Raw genomic sequence first — 16,125 nt, forward strand, 5'->3', positions numbered from 1 at the left:
TCTATCGCCGGATTATCTGCGTTATGCAAGAGAAAAATGATTTTTGTCTGCGTTTGATAGTTCGGATGATACGAAGGATTGAAGATGTGGAATGAAGGCTGGATGGCTGCGGCAGCCATTGCCGTGTTTGGACTGGCAGGTTGTGTCAAGGGCGTGGTGGGCCTGGGCTTGCCCACGGTCTCCATGGCCTTGCTGGCGGTGTTCATGCCGCCCGCGCAGGCCGCAGCCTTGCTGCTTTTGCCCTCGCTGGTGACGAATCTGGTGCAGATGCGGCCTGTGGCGGGCTTGCGGCCCTTGTTGCAGCGTCTGGGCTGGATGCTGCTGGGCATTGTGCTGGGCACGCTGGGAGGTGGGGCCCTCTGGGGCGGAGTCGGCCGCCTGCCCGCAGCCAGGCCGGCGTTGGGCCTGGCGCTGGTGATGTATGCCCTGTGGGGGCTGTCGGGCCTGCGCTGGCAGACGCCGCCGCCGCACCAGGCCTGGCTGGGCGCGGTATGCGGCCTGCTGACGGGGGTCATCACGGCGGTGACCGGTGTCTTTGTCGTGCCTGCCGTGGCCTTTCTGCAGTCGCTGGGCCTGTCTCGTCCCGCGCTCATGCAGGCCATGGGCCTGTGCTTTACCACCTCCACCCTGGCCCTGGGAGCCGGTTTGCTCTGGCAGGGCCAAGGCCTGGGTGCGCAGGCGCAGGAGATGGGGTTGGGACTGCTGGCTTCGGCCCTGATGCTGATTCCGGCACTGGCCGGCATGCACTGGGGCGAGCTGCTGCGCGAAAAACTCTCGCCCGAGCTTTTTAAAAAGCTGCTGATGTTCAGTCTGCTGGTCCTGGGTGTCTACCTGTGCTTCTGAGTGGCAGGGGCCACAGCGACATTGCCGCCGCCCCAGCGTTCGCGAGGCGGGCGGCAAATCCGCCCAGGGACGGTTACAGGCGGAAGACCTTGACGGCCTGGCCGCGCTCGACTTCCCGGTGCTGCAGGCTGCGCAGGCGCTGTGCCTGCCCCTCGCTGTGCGCATTGTGCTGCGCCAGCTTGATGGCCAGCAGCTCGCGCGCCAGCCGCTTGTTGGCATGCTGGCTGCGTTCGCTCATGACCTTGACGGCAATCCCGCTGGCCACATGCAGGGCATGGACGGCCGAGTCCGTGGTGTTGACATGCTGGCCGCCCTTGCCCGAAGCCTTGCAGGACTGGAACTGGATCTCGCCGTCCGTGGGCAGCTGGCGCGGCGGCTCGCAGCGCTGCACGGCGACGAACCAGTTCTTGCGCGGATGCCGGGGCCGGAAGGGGCTGGCGAAGATCCACTGGATGGTGCCCAGCCATTCGCGCAGTGCGGGCGTCTCGCGCTCGCAGCGCAGCAGCACCGACCTGTAGCCGGCCGGGGTGCGGGACTCCTCCAGCACCTCGACGGCCAGGTCCTCGGCGGCGCAGGCCTGCAGCAGTTTGCGCAGCGTCAGCTGCAGCGCGTATTCGCACTCGGCGGGGCCGTGGGCTGAGCTCAGTTGCATCAGCAGCATTGCATGGCTCCCTTCTTGTAGGTCAGCAGGGGCTTGAGGCGCGCGACCAGCTCCACCAGGCCGGCTTGCTGCAGGCTGGCGACCACGGAGTCCACATCCTTGTAGGCCTGGGGCGCCTCCTCGTAGACCAGTTCGCGGTCCGCGCAGACCACGGCGCTGCCGAAGCGCGTGCGCAGCAGCTCGTCCAGCGTGAAGCGGGGCCGCAGCCGGCCTGCGCAGTCCGTGCGCGCCCATTTGCGGCCGGCACCGTGGGCCAGCGAATCCAGGGCCTCGTGCCTGCCGGCGACGGGACGGACCAGATAGCTGTAGTCGCCGCGCGAGCCCGGAATGACGACCAGACCGCGGTCCGCCGGCGTGGCGCCCTTGCGGTGCAGAAAGCCGTCCTGGCCCTGCCAGTGGTGGGGCAGCACATGGTTGTGCGTGATGTCGAGCAGGGCCTCGCCCTGGGTGCGGATCGCGCGCAGCAAGCGCTGGGCGATGCAGCGGCGGTTGAGCTGCGCATAGTCGATGGCGGCAGCGTGCTGCAGCAGGTATTGCCTTGCGGCTTCGGTGCCGACGGCCAGACCGTCGTGGCTGAAGCGCTGCACATGCTCGCGCAGTATGGCGCCGCCCAGGCCGCGCGAGCCGCTGTGCACCATGAGGTGCACGCGCTTCTTGTCGAGCGTGCCTTCCTCGTAGAGGGTCTCGACCTGCTGCAGCTCGGCGAAGTGGTTGCCGCCGCCTATGGTGCCCAGGCTCTCCCGCAGATAGGCCAGGTCGGCGACGCCGCTGGTCTGCGCGATCTGCTGCAGTTGCTCCATGTCTACTGCGTCCAGCAGTTCCTGGGGCAGGGGGCCGTCGATATTGCCCACGGCTTTTTCGAGCTTGGCGGCCGAAGTCCTGTGCACGGCCAGCCCGGTCGCGTACAGGGACATGCCGCAGCCTATGTCGCCGCCGACCAGTGCCGGGTAGAAGCGCCCTACCGAGAAGAATGCCGCGCCTACGGGATAGCCGCGGCCCGGATGCAGGTCGGGCAGACCCACGGCGGCGCGGATGCCGTCCAGGTTGGCGGCCGTGGTGTGAAGTTGCTGGATGGCAGCGTCCTCGATCCAGACGCTGCGGTTGGCGAACACCTTGACGTAGGTGTCCGAAAAAGAATTGCCCATGAATGGCCCTTGGTCGAATGCATGAAATCGGCGATGGGCAGTCGCGACCTGCTCGGCCAGCAGGCATCCGGGAATTCACGCGCAGCACAAGGCCTGACTCCATGTCGTTCCATGGGGCGGGCGAGGTCTGCAGCGTGGCGAGAAGCGCTAGAAGGCTTTAGGCGTGCACGACTGCAAAGGGATTTGTCGTCTGGGACATGGCTCTCTCCTTTGCGTGAGTGGGGAAGCGCGCAATCCTTCGTGGATTGCGGCAAAGAAACGCATGCTATGGACTGGCGGGCGGCGGCGCAAGCCGTGCAGGTCGGCGCGTTGTGGATTGGCTACAGATATGAAAAAGCCCCGCGGGCCGAGCCGGCGGGGCTTGGGGCAGATCGGGGTACAGTCCCGCGTCAGTCCTGAGGCCTGAAGCCTATGACCAGATCCGACGGAACCTTGCCGTCGATATCGCGCGGCAGCTTGTCGGTTTTTTGCAGCGCACGCACCACGGCCTCGTCCCATGCGGCATTGCCGCTGGATTTGGCAATCGTGGCGCCGGTAATGGTGCCGTCGGGCGCGGTGCGCACATGTACCTCGGCACGCGGGTTGCCGCTGATCGCATCGGGATAGACGATATTGGGCTTGACCCGCGCGGCCACCTTGGCGCCATAGCCGGCCGACGGGCCGCCGCTCGCGCTGCTGCCCGCGCCGCCGCTGCGGCTGCCGCCGGTGCCGCTATGGTCGCTGCCGCCACTGCCGGAGCCGCTGCCCGCACCGCCGGCCAGGCCCTGCAGGCGCGCCAGCTCGGTCTTGCGGCGGGCGTCCGCCTCCTTGGCGTCCTTGGCCGCCTTGTCGGCCGCGGCTTTCTCCTTGGCGGCTTTCTCGGCCTTTTCCGCTTTTTCCTTCTCGGCTTTGTCCTTGGCCGCCTTTTCCTTGGCGGCCTTGTCCTTCTCGGCCTTCTCCTTTTCAGCCTTCTCCTTGGCCGCCTTGTCCTTGGCCGCCTTGTCCTTCTTCTCCTGTTCGAGCTTTTCGCGGTGTTCTCTCTCGGCCCTCTCGGCTTTTTCCGCCTTCTGCTTTTCCAGCTTGTCCTGGCGGGCCTTCTCTGCCTTCTCGGCCTTTTCCTTCTCGAGCTTGGCCTCGTGTTCCTTCTCGGCCTTGGCCTTGCGCTCTCTCTCGCGTTCCTCGCGCGCTTCCTGCTCGGCCTTTTCCTTCTTCTGCTGTTCCAGCTTCTTCTTTTTGGCCAGCGCTATCTCGGCCTCATGCTCGTCGTCATGGGCCTGGACCTTGGGGGCCGGCGCGGGCACGGGCGCAGCCACGGGTTCGGGAACCGGTGGCGGTGGAGGAGGCTCGGGTGCCGGTTCGGGAACGGGTTCGGGCGGAGCCGGCGGTGGCGTCACGCTTGCGGCAGAGGCCGGAGCGGCACTGCTCCAGACCTCGGCCGCAACCATGGCTTCTTCGGCTTCCTTGGGAGGGCGCACCGTCCACAGCAGGGCCGCGATCAGCAGCCCGTGCGCGGCCAGGGCCAGCGACCAGGAGCGCGCCCGGCCCTGGGAGCGGGGCGGGGCAAACTGATCGCGATCTTGCTGGTGAGGCATGGTGACTTGGTGGTCCGCGCTGGCTGCAGGTTCAAGCCTGCAATCCGGCGCAGCGCTTCATGGAGATGGGATCAATTGCTGGAGGAGACCACGCCGAAGGCAATGCGCTTGACGCCGGCCTTGGAGAGCGTGGTGTGGGCTTTCATGACATCGTCGAAGGGCAGGCCCTTGTCGGCCACGATCTGGATGGCGCTGTCCTCGCTCTGGCCTTCTTGCCAGGACTGGGCCAGGCCCTTGAGGTCATCGAGCTTGACGGTCTGCGTGCTGTCGCCGTTCTTGAACTTGACGCTGCCGTCCTTGTCCAGCAGCACATAGGCGATGTTCTTGGTCGGCGGGCGCGAGGACTTGCCGGCGCTGGGCACGTTGATGGAGCCCGGCGTGAGCATGGGCGCCGTCACCATGAAGATGATGAGCAGCACCAGCATCACGTCGATGAAGGGCACCATATTGATCTCGTTGACGGTGCGGCGGTTGCGGCCGCGTGAACTCATGGCAGGCATGGAGTCACTCCTTGCTGTGCGCCATCAATGGCCGGAGGCACTGGTGGTGGCGCCCACATTGCGCTGCAGGATGTTGGAGAACTCTTCGATGAAGGTCTCTTCCTGGCTGGCGATGCGGTCGATGTTGTGGGCATAGCGGTTGTAGGCCGTCACGGCCGGAATGGCGGCGAACAGGCCCATGGCCGTGGCCACCAGGGCCTCGGCAATGCCGGGGGCCACGGTGGCCAGCGTGATCTGCTCCATATTGGCAAAGCCCGTGAAGGCGTGCATCACGCCCCAGACGGTGCCGAACAGGCCCACATAGGGCGAGACCGAGGCCACGGTGCCCAGAAAGGACAGGCCGGACTCGATTTCGTCGAGCTCGCGCTGGAAGCTGGCGCGCATGGCGCGACGCGTGCCGTCCATCAGCGTGGCGACATCGCCGATGCGGCGCTCGCGCAGCTTCTGGTACTCGCGCATGCCGCTGGCAAAAATGCGCTCCATGGGGCCGCCGCTCTTGGCGTTCTGCGCCGCCGAGGCATAGAGGTCGTTGAGGCTGGTGCCGGACCAGAAGTCCTGCTCGAAGTTGTCGTTGAGCGAGCGCACGCGCTTCAAGGTCTGGGCCTTGCGGAAGATGGTGGCCCAGCTGGCGATGGATGCGACCACCAGTATCAGCATGACCATTTGCACCACCCAGCTCGCCTGCATGACGAGGCTCAGGATGGACATGTCTTGGGAGTTCATGAAAGTTGCTCCAGGATGCGGTTCGGAATTCTCGCGGGGCGCATGGTTGAGCCATCCACCCACCCAATTCGGATGGAGCCCGCGCACAGCAGCGCGGGCTCGCTTGATTGATCGTCGGTACTCGGCAGCAGCGCTTGCTGCGTGATTGTGAGCGAAGCACGACCGGCACTTTGCAGCTTTGCGGTAACAATAAGTTGGTCATCCAGCCGTGCCGGGCGCAGATATTCGAGCTGCGCAGAGGTTACGACAAAGATTCCGCCGGTTTGTTCCCGCAGGCTGTGCTGGGATATGCCCAGCGACCTCAACCATTCGGTGCGCGCACGCTCGAAGAACTTGAGGTAGTTGGCATAGAACACGACGCCGCCGGCATCGGTGTCCTCCCAATACACGCGAATCGGAAATTCAAAGGCCATGATGTCTTCAGCCCAGCAATTTCTTTAGCCGCGTAATCGCTTCCTGTAACTGTTCCATGGAGTTGGCCGTGGAAAAGCGCACGAAGTCCGCGGTTTCGGCCTGGCCGAAGTCGCGTCCGGGCGTGATGGCCAGGTGGGCCCGGTCCATGAGCGCATAGGCAAAATCCCAGCTGCCCTGCACGCCCAGCTTGGCCGCGGCGGCGCGGCAGTCGGCCCAGGCGTAGAAGGCGCCGTCGGGCTTGACGGGCACGGGCAGGCCGATGGATTCCAGCGCGGGGATGAAATAGTCGCGCCGGGCCTTGAACTCGGCGCGGCGGCGTTCGTACTCGGCAATGCTCTCGGGCTCGAAGCAGGCCAGGGCCGCGTATTGCGAGACGGTGCTGGCGCAGATGAACAGGTGCTGGGCTAGCATCTCTATGGGGGCCACCAGGGACTCGGGCACCACCATCCAGCCCAGGCGCCAGCCCGTCATATTGAAATACTTGCTGAAGCTGTTGATGGAGATGATGTCCTCGCCCAACTCCAGCGCCGACTTGCCAAAGCTCTCGTCGTAGGACAGGCCCAGGTAGATTTCGTCGACGATGGTCAGCCCGCCCTTGGCGCGCACCACCTCATGGATGCGACGCAGCTCGTCGGGCGCGATCGAGGTGCCCGTGGGGTTGGAGGGCGAGGCCAGCATCACGCCGCGCGTGTGTTCGCCCCAGGCGGCCTGCACCTTGTCGGCGCTGAGCTGGAAGCGCTCGGCGGCCGAGGAGGGAATCAGCACCGGCCGGCCCTCGGCCGCCGACACGAAGTGGCGGTTGCAGGGATAGCTGGGGTCGGGCATCAGCACTTCGTCGCCCGCATCGATCAGGGCCAGGCAGGCCAGCTGCAGCGCGGCCGAGGCGCCGGCCGTGATGATGATGCGCCTGGCCGGCACATCCACGCCAAAGCGGCTCGCATACCAGGCGCTGATGCGCTCGCGCAGCTCGGGCAGGCCCGGCGCCTGGGTGTACTGGGTGCGGCCCGCGCGTATGGCGCGCTCCGCAGCTTCTTGCACCAGCGGCGGCGCGCCGAAGTCGGGCTCGCCGATGTTCAGGTAAATCATGGGCGAGCCGCTGGCTGCGGACTGGCGCGCGATTTCCTGAGCGTGCTTGGCCATTTCCATGACGTAAAAAGGTTCGATGCGCTGGGCGCGGCGTGAAAGCTGCATGACGGGCAAACGAGGTTGGCTGGCTGAGTCCTCTTGAGGCCGGGCTCAGAAGGCGATTGGAAGGCTGCGGACTACATGGCCGGTATTCGTGGTACGGCGCCGGAGCCTGGCGCCCGCCCGGCGGCGGGGCGCCGAGCACGGGCCTGGGCCGGCCACGCCGCCCCGCAGCGAGGGCGCTGTTCCCCTCCCGAGGAGGGAGGGGATGCGGCAAGGCCGCTCAGGGAGTGTTCTTCCTGTCGTGTTCCACCTCGGCGCTGCGGAGCTGGGGCGCGAGGCCGTTGAGCACGGCGTTCACATATTTGTGGCCGTCGGTGCCGCCGAATTCCTTGGCCAGCTCGATGCACTCGTTGAGCACCACGCGCCAGGGCACGTCGGGGCAGTGCTGGAACTCGTACACGCCTATCCACATGCAGGCATGCTCGATGGGCGAGATCTCGGTCAGGCCGCGATCCAGCTTGGGCGTGATCAGCGCGTCGAGTGCGGCTTCGTTTTCGACGCAGCCGCGCAGCAGCGCGTCGTAGTGCACCACATCGGCCTTGTGAAAGCCGGCCAGATCACGGGTGAAGCGGTCGATGTCGAGGACCTCGTTGCGGCCCACGAGATGCTGGTACAGGCCTTGCAGCGCGAATTCGCGCGCACGGCTGCGGTTGGACTTGGAGCCCGCCTTGCGCGCGCCGGTGCTGGTCAGGCCGGTGCGGCTTTGGCGGGGAGGTCGGCCGGAAGCCGAGGCGCTCGATTGTTCGTCACTCATGGTCGTCGTAATTGTCGTAGGCGTTGAGCAGGTTGGCCATTTCCACGGCCACGCGGGCCGCGTCGCGGCCTTTTTCTACCTGGCGCGCAATGGCCTGCTCGAGGTTTTCGGTGGTGATGATCGCGTTGGCGATCGGCAGGTGGTAGTCCAGGGACAGGCGTGTCACGCCCGCGCCCGATTCATTGGCCACCAGCTCGAAGTGGTATGTCTCCCCACGGATGATGCAGCCCAGCGCCACCAGGGCGTCGTACTCATCGGTCTCGGCCAGTGTCTGCAGCGCCACGGGCACTTCGAGTGCGCCGGGGACGGTGACATGGTCGATGTTCTCGGACTTCACACCCAGCGCCAGCAGCTCGTCGCGGCAGGAGGCAAACAGGGTGTTGGTGATGCTTTCGTTGAAGCGCGCCTGGACGATGCCGATCTTCAGCTCGGCGCCGTCGAGGTTCTGGCCTTGGCCTTTTTCTGCGTTTTGCATAGGTGTTCCGTCTCTTATTCCTTGGGGATGTAGCCGGTGATTTCGAGGCCGTAGCCGGCCATGCTGGGCATGCGGCGGGGCTGGCCCATGAGTTGCATCTTGGCGACGCCCATCTCGCGCAGAATCTGCGCGCCCACGCCATAGGTGCGCAGGTCCATGCGGCCGCGCTCGGGCGCCTGGGCCGAGCGGGCCTTGCCTTCGAACTGGGTCAGCAGCTGCTCGCCCGATTCGCTGCAGTTGAGCAGCACGGCCACGCCCTGGCCCTGCTGGGCGATGTATTTGAGGCTTTCGTCCAGGCTCCACGAATGCTGGTTGCGGCCGACTTCGAGCGCATCCAGCACCGACAGCGGCTCGTGCACGCGCACGGCCACGGGGGTCTCGGCGGTCCACTCGCCCTTGACCAGCGCCAGATGGACCGAGCCGCTGGGCACGTCGCGGAAGGCGTGGGCGGTGAATTCGCCGTGGGCGGTCTGCATGGGGCGCGAGCCCACTTTCTGCAGCAGCGACTCATTGCGGCTGCGGTATTCGATGAGGTCGGCGATGGTGCCGATCTTGATGCCGTGCTCGGCGCAGAACAGCTGCAGATCGGGCAGGCGGGCCATGGTGCCGTCGTCCTTCATGATCTCGCAGATCACGGCCGAGGGCGAGCAGCCGGCCAGCGCGGCCAGGTCGCAGCCGGCCTCGGTATGGCCGGCGCGCATGAGCACGCCGCCGTCCACGGCCTGCAGCGGGAAGATGTGGCCGGGCTGCACCAGGTCGCTGGGCTGGCTGTTCTTGTTCACGGCCACCTGCACGGTGCGTGCGCGGTCGGCCGCCGAGATGCCCGTGGTCACGCCTTCGGCGGCTTCGATGGAGACCGTGAAGGCTGTGCTGTACACGGTGCCGTTGCGCGCCGCCATGGGCGGCAGCTTGAGGAATTCGCAGCGTTCGCGCGTGAGGGTCAGGCAGATCAGTCCGCGGCCGAAGCGGGCCATGAAGTTGATGGCTTCGGGCGTGACATGGTCCGAGGCCAAAACCAGATCGCCTTCGTTCTCGCGATCTTCTTCGTCAACGAGAACGACCATGCGGCCGGCACGGATCTCCGCCACGATTTCTTCGACGGGCGAGATGGGCACGGGTTGAAGAGAGCTGTTCATGGATTGCCTTCTTGGACTTGAGCGATATGCGATGCATTGCGGTCAGCGGCTGGCGCAGCACACGCACCAGTCAGGCATTGCCAGCGCCGCCGGAGGGCGCTGGCAGGACTTCCAAAGAACGTGTGTGGCGGGACTGCCGCCTGGGCGGGGCCGCTTTCTGCAGTGCAAGGCCTGCGGAAAGCACTCATTCTATGCCAGCGGGGCGCATCCGGCAGGGCAGGGGTTGCTGCAGATCAGCAATCGGTGCGCTCAGAATTCATGGTCCTTGAGCACCACGTCGCCGTCGGGATAGGCACAGCAGGGCAGCACATAGCCCTCGGCCTTTTCCTCGGGCGTGAGGCCCGGCCATTCGATCTCGTAATGCACCGAGCCGGAGACCATCTGGCCCAGGCAGGTGCGGCAGGTGCCGTTGCGGCAGGAACTGGGCCAGTCCACGCCGCCGCTTTCCAGCGAATCGAGCAGCGGCTGATCGGCCCAGGCGTCGACCTGCTGGCCGCTGGGCTCGCACTTGGCAATAAAGAAAGGGGGCGCGAAAAGAGAGTCGTTGGACATGGATTCAACCGGGCAGACGCTTGCAGAACCCGTGTTTGTAACGGGTTTGGCAAGGCCGTGAGGTTAAAGCGGTTTGCCTGATTTTTAAGCAGCGGCGGCAGATGCGTTTCAAAACAATGACTTACGAATCTTGCAAGGCGTTTGCTTGGCCTTGTCCACATGCTTGTCCAGCCAAACTGGGGGTAAGGCGCTTTGCACCGCCCGGCAGGCATGTGGATGGCCGGATGTCGGAGTCATGCCTGCTTTCTGCCTAAAAAACGGGCGTTGAAAACAAAGGCATTTGAAATCAATGGCTTGGTTCACTTGTTCAGGCCGCGATGGCAGTTGTTCACAAGCTTGTCCAGCGTCTGCCGGGATAAGTGCAAGTCTCCGAATGATGGTTTGATGAAAAAACAAGCATTCAAGAAAATTTCATGTAAATCAATGGTTTGTCGCACTGCTGCAAAAGCTATTCAGCATTGTCCACAGGCTTGTCTAGAAAATCTGGGGACAAGCGCGGCGGCTGTGGATGGCTGCGGTTTGCTATCGATTACAGAGTGCATTACGCCTTATGGATATTGATTTCCATATTTAAAACCGATGGAAAGAATGCGGAACAGGCGATGACTGCTTTTTATTTGATAGCAAGCCCTGAGGCTTACCCGCAATCAGTCGCCAAGGCTACGCTGCGCTGCAGCACGCGCGCGTACATTGTTGCGCTGTAAACCACTGAGCAAGGAGAAACACATCATGGCAATGGATTTTCAAGGTCGCGTGGCCATCGTCACCGGGGCCGGCGGCGGCCTGGGCCGCCTGCATGCGCTGGCGCTGGCCAGGCGCGGTGCCAAGGTGCTGGTCAATGACCTGGGCGGCGCGGTCGACGGCTCGGGCGGTTCGGCCACGGCCGCACAACTGGTGGTCGACGAAATCCGTGCCGCGGGGGGCGAGGCCATGGCCAATGCGGCATCGGTCACCGACTTCGAGGCCGTGCAGGCCATGGTCAGGCAGGCCGTGGCGACCTGGGGCCGGGTCGATATTCTGGTCAACAACGCGGGCATTCTGCGCGACAAGAGCTTTGCCAAGATGGAGATGGCCGACTTCCGCCTGGTGGTCGAGGTGCACCTGATGGGCGCGGCCAACTGCTGCAAGGCCGTGTGGCCGCTGATGCAGGAGCAGAACTACGGCCGCATCGTGATGACGACCTCGTCCACGGGTCTGTACGGCAATTTCGGCCAGGCCAACTATGGCGCGGCCAAGCTGGCCCAGGTGGGCCTGATGCAGACCCTGGCCATCGAAGGCGCCAAGCACGATATCCGTGTCAATGCGCTGGCGCCCACGGCGGCCACGCGCATGACGGCGGGCCTGCTGCCCGAGCCCGTGCTCGAAGCCCTGAGGCCCGAGGCCGTGGTGCCCGCGATGCTGGTGCTCGCGCATGAGAGCGCGCCCACGCGCACGATCCTCTGCGCCGGTGCGGGCGGCTTCGAGGCCGCGCACATCACCATGACCCAGGGCATCTATCTGGGCATGGGCGACACCGTGCCCGAGGAACTGGCCGCGCGGCTGGCCGAGGTCACGGCCAGCGAAGGCCAGCAGGTGCCCGGTGGCGGCTCGGTGCAGGGCCAGGTGGAAGTGGGCAAGGCCATGAAGGCGCACGGGCACTGACTTGCTAGCACGTCTTGCATAAGCCCTCCCCGGAGGGCTTTTTGCCGCCTGCAAGTGGGTGTCTGCTCACACCGTATCGCCTAGCGAGACTGACAGTTTGCTGGCGCATCCCGTGTATTCTTGACGGCCGACAGGCCGAAACAGGTGGTTAAGCGGCCAGCGTCCATCGCGTTGCGTCGTGTTTCTCTATGATTCGCCGTCTGGGCGCGATTGGGCAGACGAAGTTTGTCGTCAGCGTCTTCACCAAAAGGTAAAAAGAATGAAGACATCGCAGGCCGCCGTGAACATGCCCTCTGCCGAGAGGCTGCTGGGCATTCGTCGCGGCATCGAGAAAGAGGGGCTGCGGGCGCTGGCAACGGGCTCGCTGGCGCTGACGCCGCATCCGGCCGAGCTGGGCTCGGCCCTCACCCATCCCCATATCACCACCGATTACAGTGAGTCGCAGCTGGAGCTCATCACCGGCGCGCGCCTGGGCGTGCAGGAATGCCTGGACGAGCTGGTCGAGGTGCACCAGTTCGTGCTGCGCAACTTGAGCGAAAGCGGCGAGCTGATGTGGAATTCCAGCATGCCCTGCCGCCTGCCGATTGACGAGACGATTCCGCTGGGCCGCTACGGCAGCTCGCATTCGGGCCGCTCCAAAAGCGTCTACCGCATGGGCCTGGGCCATCGCTATGGCCGGCGCATGCAGACCATCTCGGGCATCCACTACAACTGGTCGCTGCCCGGCGTGAGCAGCGACGAGTACTTCGCGCTGATCCGCAACTTCCGCCGCCATGCCTTCGTGCTGCTCTATCTGTATGGCGCCTCGCCGGCGCTGTGCCCCTGCTTTGTGGAAGGGCGGGACCACAGGCTGCAGCCGCTGGGCGACGGCAAGGATGCGCTGTACCTGCCTCATGCGACCTCGCTGCGCATGGGGCGCCTCGGCTATCAGAGCGATGCGCAGTCAAGCATCTGCGTGAGCTACAACGGCCTCGACGGCTATGCGGACTCGCTGCACGACGCGCTCACACGCCCCTATCCGGCCTATGAGCAGCTGGGCGTGCGCAACCCCGGCGGCGACTACAACCAGCTGGGCACGGGGTTGCTGCAGATCGAGAACGAGTTCTACGGCACCATCCGCCCCAAGCGCACCGTGAAGAGCGGCGAGCGTCCGCTGCACGCGCTGCGCGAGCGCGGCGTGGAATATGTGGAAGTGCGGCTCATGGACATCGATCCCTTCGAGACCGTGGGGATCGCCCCGGCCACCATGCGCATGCTCGACGTGTTCCTGCTGCACTGCCTGCACAGCGACAGCCCGCCCGACACGCCCCAGGAAATCGCCGACCTCAAGCACAACCAGCATCTGACCGCCGAGCAGGGGCGCGAGCCGGGCCTGACGCTGACGCGCGGCGGCCAGCAGGTGCTGCTGACCGACTGGGCGCAGGAGGTGCTGCAGCAATGCCGCCCCTATGCCCAGGCGCTGGATGCGGCCAACGGCGGCGGCGATTACACGGCCGCACTGGACCAGGCCCTGGCCCGGGTCAACGGCGCGCAGACCACGCCCTCGGCCCATGTGCTGCAGGAGCTGACCGGCCCCTATGCCAACCGCTTCATAGACTTCATGACCGCCCAGTCCGCCAAGGCGCGCGATGCGCTGCTGGCCATGCCCTGGTCGGCGGCGCAGCAGGCCCGCTTCGAGCAGATGAGCGAAGCCTCGGTGGCGGCCCAGGCGGCGCTGGAGGCCGCCGACACGCTGACCTTCGAGGAATGGCGCCAGCGTTACATGGACCCGGCCAGCCTGCTCTAAGAACGTGTGCACGTTCTAAAAGCCTGTGCGCGATCAGCGCAGCCACGCGCCAGGCCGCGTGGCTGCACGCGTCGGCCCTCCCATCTGGCTTACGATAGGGCGATTCCCGCAGCAGGTATATCCGGTCAATGACCTCTTCCAAAACCTCCGCCAATTCCTTTGTCCGGCGCGTTCGCGGCCAGCTGGAGACACTCTCGGCAGCCGAGCGCCGACTCGCGGATTTCATGCTGGAGTTTCCCGGCGAGCTTGCCAGCTACGCGGCCAGCGAGCTGGCGGCGCTGGCCGGCGTTTCCAACGCGACGGTCAGCCGTTTCATAAGGCGCCTGGGCTATGCCAGCTACGAAGAGGCAAAACGCGATGTGCGGCGCGAGAAGGAGTCCGGCTCGCCCTTGTTTCAGGCGGTCAAGAGCGATGCAGGGGGCCGGGCGCAGGCCAGCCTGATCGCCACGCACCTGGAGCAATCGCAGTCGAATCTGGCACGCACCTTTGCTCAGCTCAACAATGAGCAGATGCAGGACATCGTCACCGCGCTGGTCGAGGCGCCGCGCGTGCTGATCTTCGGTACGCGCGGCAGCCATGGATTCGTGCGCTATCTGCGTTGGCAGATGCTGCGGGTGCTGCCCTCGGTGGTAGCGATGCCGGAAGCGGGGGAGTCGCTGGCCGAGCATCTGGCAGGCCTTGCGCCGCAGGACTGCCTGGTGGTGTTCGGCATCCGGCGCCAGACCCGGCAGATCTCCGGCCTGCTGGAGGTCGCCAGCAAGTCGGGCTGCAAAATCCTTTTCATCTGCGATGCCATGTCGCCCGACCGCCGCGAGGCAACCTGGTCGATCCAGTGCCAATGCGCGGGTCCGGGGCTGCTGGACAACCATGTGTCCGTGATGGCGCTGTGCGATCTGGTGGCCTCGATGGTCATGGAGGGCGCCGGCGCCGCGGGGCGCAAGCGCCTGGCCAGCATCGAGCTGCTGCACGAAGACCTCGAAGAGCTGTAGGCCTGTTCCCTGGTTCCGGCCCGCAGGCATGGGATTCGCGAAACTAATAGCTTCTTGCGCCTGGTTTTATTAGTTTTCAGGCGAAAAAGACTCTGAAATCAATGATTGACGGGCGCTAAAGGCTCACTTTTTTAGTTGTCCAGGCTTCTCAAGCCTGTGCGGGTTTGTCCTGGGGACATCTTTTGCGTGCGATATGAAAATTAATTTTCAAATTTATTTGAATTTGGAATTTAGTTTCCTTTATTCTGAACGCAACCGGAGTCTCTTATGGCAGGCGGACCTCAGCTCTCATCGCTTCCCAACTCTCCCAAGATGGCCCAGCTCGATCAATCGCTGGACCGGATCGGGATGACGCGATCGCATCACGCCATCATTTTCTTGATCCTGATCGGCTGCCTGTTTGACGCTTTCGAGCAGAACGCGGTCGGCATCGTGGGGCCGGTGCTGCGCGAGCAGTGGGGGCTGGATGCCGCGCATATCGGCATGCTCAACACGGTGACCTTTGCCGCCGCCGCCGTCGGGCGCGTGATCTCCGGCTATGTGGCGGACCGCTACGGCCGCCGCGTGATGCTCAGCATCGACCTGCTGCTGTTCACCCTGGGCGCGGGCATCTGCGCCATGGCGCCCAATCTGGCCGTGATGGCCATCGGCCGTGCGGTAGTCGGCTTCGGGCTGGGTGGCGAGATCGCGATTGCCGTGACCATGCTGGCCGAGTTCTGTTCGGCCAAGGCGCGCGGCGCGGCCATAGGCACCGTCAACGTGGCGGCCGGCGGGTTGGGCAACTTTCTGGCTCCGGGCTTTGGCCTGCTGGTGTTCTGGCTGTTCCCGGGCGACAACAACTGGCGCTGGCTGTTCGTCTGCCTGATGGTGCCGGCGCTGCTGGGCGCGTTCTACCGCCGCTATATTCCCGAGACGCCGCGCTTTCTGCTCTCGCAGGGCAAGGTCAAGGAAACCAATGCCGTGCTGTCCAAGCTGGCCGCTGGCCGCCTGTCGGGCAAGCACATTCCGCAGCAGGAGTTCATTGCCGACGATGGCGTGGCGCCGCCCGAATCCAAGGTCAAGGTGCGTGTGACCGAGATTTTCCGCGGCGCGCTGGCGCGCCGCACCATCCCGCTGTGCGTCACGATCTGGATGACCTATGGCGCGCAGATCTCGGTGCTGACGCTGATGCCGACCATTCTGGTGTCGCTGGGCTATTCCATCTCCAAGAGCCTGATGTTCACCATGGTGATGCAGTGCGGCAGCCTGCTGGGCGCGATTGCCGCCTCGGCGCTGGGCTTTCACTTTCCGCGCAAACGCGTGCTGACCATCGGTGCGGTCTGCGCCTGCATCGCCGCGCTGTCCATAGGCTTTCTGGCCAAGAACATCGTGGTGCTGCTGGCGGCCGGTGCCGTGTTCCAGTTCTTTGTGCTGCTGCTCAACACCACGATCTGGATCTTTGCGCCCGAGCTTTATCCCACCCGCGTGCGCGCTTTCGGCACCGCCTTCATTCTGGCGACCGGCACCGCTGGCGGCGCCTGCATGCCGCTGGTGGCCGGCAAGCTGCTGGACACGGTCGGCCTGCCCGGCGTGTTCACCATGGTCGCCGTGATGTATGCGATCTTTGTGATCAGCATCCAGAGCGTGCCCGAGACCTACGGCACCTCGCCCGACGCAATGCCCATCGACGGCGGCGAACAGGATCATGCGGCAGCGCCAATCGCTGCCGCGCGCTCGCACTGAGAGCCACGATTTCAGGAAAAATTTC

17 protein-coding genes are annotated in these 16,125 nt (G+C 65.0%); 6 read left to right on the top strand and 11 right to left on the bottom strand.

Annotation, left to right across the window (positions count from 1 at the left end; translation table 11 throughout):
* The first annotated feature begins 84 nt into the window (after positions 1-84).
* Entirely contained in the window at positions 85-843 is a 759-nt protein-coding gene (locus AB6724_RS19720; RefSeq protein ID WP_369340244.1) for a sulfite exporter TauE/SafE family protein, read from the top strand.
* A gap of 73 nt (positions 844-916) precedes the next feature.
* Here AB6724_RS19720 and prfH read toward each other — a convergent pair whose 3' ends face one another.
* The 11 genes from prfH to AB6724_RS19775 all read right to left on the bottom strand — a co-directional run bounded on the left by prfH (position 917) and on the right by AB6724_RS19775 (position 9,962).
* Positions 917-1,504, bottom strand: coding sequence for a peptide chain release factor H (prfH, locus tag AB6724_RS19725; protein WP_369340245.1), 588 nt, complete (start codon positions 1,502-1,504; stop codon positions 917-919).
* On the bottom strand, positions 1,495-2,649 hold the full coding sequence (locus AB6724_RS19730) for an RNA ligase RtcB family protein (RefSeq protein WP_369340246.1): 1,155 nt from the start codon (positions 2,647-2,649) through the stop codon (positions 1,495-1,497). The genes prfH and AB6724_RS19730 overlap by 10 nt, the downstream gene beginning before the upstream one ends.
* 389 nt (positions 2,650-3,038) lie before the next feature.
* Positions 3,039-4,220 carry a cell envelope integrity protein TolA gene (gene tolA, locus AB6724_RS19735; RefSeq protein WP_369340247.1) on the bottom strand — a complete coding sequence of 394 codons (1,182 nt, stop codon included), beginning with the start codon at positions 4,218-4,220 and terminating at the stop codon, positions 3,039-3,041.
* Positions 4,221-4,291: 71 nt separating this feature from the next.
* Entirely contained in the window at positions 4,292-4,720 is a 429-nt protein-coding gene (locus AB6724_RS19740) for a biopolymer transporter ExbD (RefSeq protein WP_369340248.1), read from the bottom strand.
* Positions 4,721-4,744: 24 nt separating this feature from the next.
* Positions 4,745-5,443, bottom strand: a complete 699-nt coding sequence (tolQ, locus tag AB6724_RS19745) for a protein TolQ (RefSeq protein WP_369340249.1) — start codon at positions 5,441-5,443, stop codon at positions 4,745-4,747.
* Positions 5,440-5,856 carry a tol-pal system-associated acyl-CoA thioesterase gene (ybgC, locus tag AB6724_RS19750; RefSeq protein ID WP_369340250.1) on the bottom strand — a complete coding sequence of 139 codons (417 nt, stop codon included), beginning with the start codon at positions 5,854-5,856 and terminating at the stop codon, positions 5,440-5,442. Before ybgC ends, tolQ begins: the two co-directional genes overlap by 4 nt.
* 7 nt (positions 5,857-5,863) lie before the next feature.
* On the bottom strand, positions 5,864-7,048 hold the full coding sequence (locus AB6724_RS19755) for a pyridoxal phosphate-dependent aminotransferase (protein ID WP_369340251.1): 1,185 nt from the start codon (positions 7,046-7,048) through the stop codon (positions 5,864-5,866).
* A gap of 217 nt (positions 7,049-7,265) precedes the next feature.
* Positions 7,266-7,799: a transcription antitermination factor NusB gene (gene nusB / locus AB6724_RS19760; RefSeq protein WP_369340252.1), complete on the bottom strand. Its 534-nt coding sequence runs from the start codon at positions 7,797-7,799 to the stop codon at positions 7,266-7,268.
* Positions 7,792-8,274 (bottom strand): 6,7-dimethyl-8-ribityllumazine synthase, encoded by a 483-nt coding sequence (gene ribH, locus AB6724_RS19765; protein WP_369340253.1) that lies wholly within the window; start codon positions 8,272-8,274, stop codon positions 7,792-7,794. The genes nusB and ribH overlap by 8 nt, the downstream gene beginning before the upstream one ends.
* Before the next feature lie 14 nt (positions 8,275-8,288).
* Positions 8,289-9,410, bottom strand: a complete 1,122-nt coding sequence (gene ribBA / locus AB6724_RS19770) for a bifunctional 3,4-dihydroxy-2-butanone-4-phosphate synthase/GTP cyclohydrolase II (RefSeq protein WP_369340254.1) — start codon at positions 9,408-9,410, stop codon at positions 8,289-8,291.
* Between the two features lie 249 nt (positions 9,411-9,659).
* Positions 9,660-9,962 (bottom strand): 2Fe-2S iron-sulfur cluster-binding protein, encoded by a 303-nt coding sequence (locus tag AB6724_RS19775; RefSeq protein WP_369340255.1) that lies wholly within the window; start codon positions 9,960-9,962, stop codon positions 9,660-9,662.
* A gap of 384 nt (positions 9,963-10,346) precedes the next feature.
* Here AB6724_RS19775 and AB6724_RS19780 point away from each other — a divergent pair, with 384 nt between their 5' ends.
* The 5 genes from AB6724_RS19780 (at position 10,347) to AB6724_RS19800 (ending at position 16,100) form a co-directional block, all read left to right on the top strand.
* Positions 10,347-10,523 carry a hypothetical protein gene (locus AB6724_RS19780; protein WP_369340256.1) on the top strand — a complete coding sequence of 59 codons (177 nt, stop codon included), beginning with the start codon at positions 10,347-10,349 and terminating at the stop codon, positions 10,521-10,523.
* Positions 10,524-10,691: 168 nt separating this feature from the next.
* Positions 10,692-11,603, top strand: a complete 912-nt coding sequence (locus AB6724_RS19785) for an SDR family NAD(P)-dependent oxidoreductase (protein WP_369340257.1) — start codon at positions 10,692-10,694, stop codon at positions 11,601-11,603.
* Between the two features lie 259 nt (positions 11,604-11,862).
* On the top strand, positions 11,863-13,389 hold the full coding sequence (gshA, locus tag AB6724_RS19790; RefSeq protein WP_369340258.1) for a glutamate--cysteine ligase: 1,527 nt from the start codon (positions 11,863-11,865) through the stop codon (positions 13,387-13,389).
* A gap of 128 nt (positions 13,390-13,517) precedes the next feature.
* Positions 13,518-14,378, top strand: coding sequence for a MurR/RpiR family transcriptional regulator (locus tag AB6724_RS19795; protein WP_369340259.1), 861 nt, complete (start codon positions 13,518-13,520; stop codon positions 14,376-14,378).
* A gap of 267 nt (positions 14,379-14,645) precedes the next feature.
* On the top strand, positions 14,646-16,100 hold the full coding sequence (locus AB6724_RS19800) for an MFS transporter (RefSeq protein ID WP_369340260.1): 1,455 nt from the start codon (positions 14,646-14,648) through the stop codon (positions 16,098-16,100).
* Positions 16,101-16,125 lie beyond the last annotated feature (25 nt).

The sequence above is a fragment of the Comamonas guangdongensis genome (assembly GCF_041079535.1).
GTDB lineage: Bacteria > Pseudomonadota > Gammaproteobacteria > Burkholderiales > Burkholderiaceae_C > Comamonas > Comamonas guangdongensis.

What these genes read in the sequence shown, in the direction of transcription:
- AB6724_RS19720 (WP_369340244.1), top strand. Translation starts at nt 85, where the DNA reads ATGTGGAATGAAGGCTGGATGGCTGCGGCAGCCATTGCCGTGTTTGGA.
- prfH (WP_369340245.1), bottom strand. Translation starts at nt 1,504, where the DNA reads ATGCTGCTGATGCAACTGAGCTCAGCCCACGGCCCCGCCGAGTGCGAA.
- AB6724_RS19730 (WP_369340246.1), bottom strand. Translation starts at nt 2,649, where the DNA reads ATGGGCAATTCTTTTTCGGACACCTACGTCAAGGTGTTCGCCAACCGC.
- tolA (WP_369340247.1), bottom strand. Translation starts at nt 4,220, where the DNA reads ATGCCTCACCAGCAAGATCGCGATCAGTTTGCCCCGCCCCGCTCCCAG.
- AB6724_RS19740 (WP_369340248.1), bottom strand. Translation starts at nt 4,720, where the DNA reads ATGCCTGCCATGAGTTCACGCGGCCGCAACCGCCGCACCGTCAACGAG.
- tolQ (WP_369340249.1), bottom strand. Translation starts at nt 5,443, where the DNA reads ATGAACTCCCAAGACATGTCCATCCTGAGCCTCGTCATGCAGGCGAGC.
- ybgC (WP_369340250.1), bottom strand. Translation starts at nt 5,856, where the DNA reads ATGGCCTTTGAATTTCCGATTCGCGTGTATTGGGAGGACACCGATGCC.
- AB6724_RS19755 (WP_369340251.1), bottom strand. Translation starts at nt 7,048, where the DNA reads ATGCAGCTTTCACGCCGCGCCCAGCGCATCGAACCTTTTTACGTCATG.
- nusB (WP_369340252.1), bottom strand. Translation starts at nt 7,799, where the DNA reads ATGAGTGACGAACAATCGAGCGCCTCGGCTTCCGGCCGACCTCCCCGC.
- ribH (WP_369340253.1), bottom strand. Translation starts at nt 8,274, where the DNA reads ATGCAAAACGCAGAAAAAGGCCAAGGCCAGAACCTCGACGGCGCCGAG.
- ribBA (WP_369340254.1), bottom strand. Translation starts at nt 9,410, where the DNA reads ATGAACAGCTCTCTTCAACCCGTGCCCATCTCGCCCGTCGAAGAAATC.
- AB6724_RS19775 (WP_369340255.1), bottom strand. Translation starts at nt 9,962, where the DNA reads ATGTCCAACGACTCTCTTTTCGCGCCCCCTTTCTTTATTGCCAAGTGC.
- AB6724_RS19780 (WP_369340256.1), top strand. Translation starts at nt 10,347, where the DNA reads ATGAAAAAACAAGCATTCAAGAAAATTTCATGTAAATCAATGGTTTGT.
- AB6724_RS19785 (WP_369340257.1), top strand. Translation starts at nt 10,692, where the DNA reads ATGGCAATGGATTTTCAAGGTCGCGTGGCCATCGTCACCGGGGCCGGC.
- gshA (WP_369340258.1), top strand. Translation starts at nt 11,863, where the DNA reads ATGAAGACATCGCAGGCCGCCGTGAACATGCCCTCTGCCGAGAGGCTG.
- AB6724_RS19795 (WP_369340259.1), top strand. Translation starts at nt 13,518, where the DNA reads ATGACCTCTTCCAAAACCTCCGCCAATTCCTTTGTCCGGCGCGTTCGC.
- AB6724_RS19800 (WP_369340260.1), top strand. Translation starts at nt 14,646, where the DNA reads ATGGCAGGCGGACCTCAGCTCTCATCGCTTCCCAACTCTCCCAAGATG.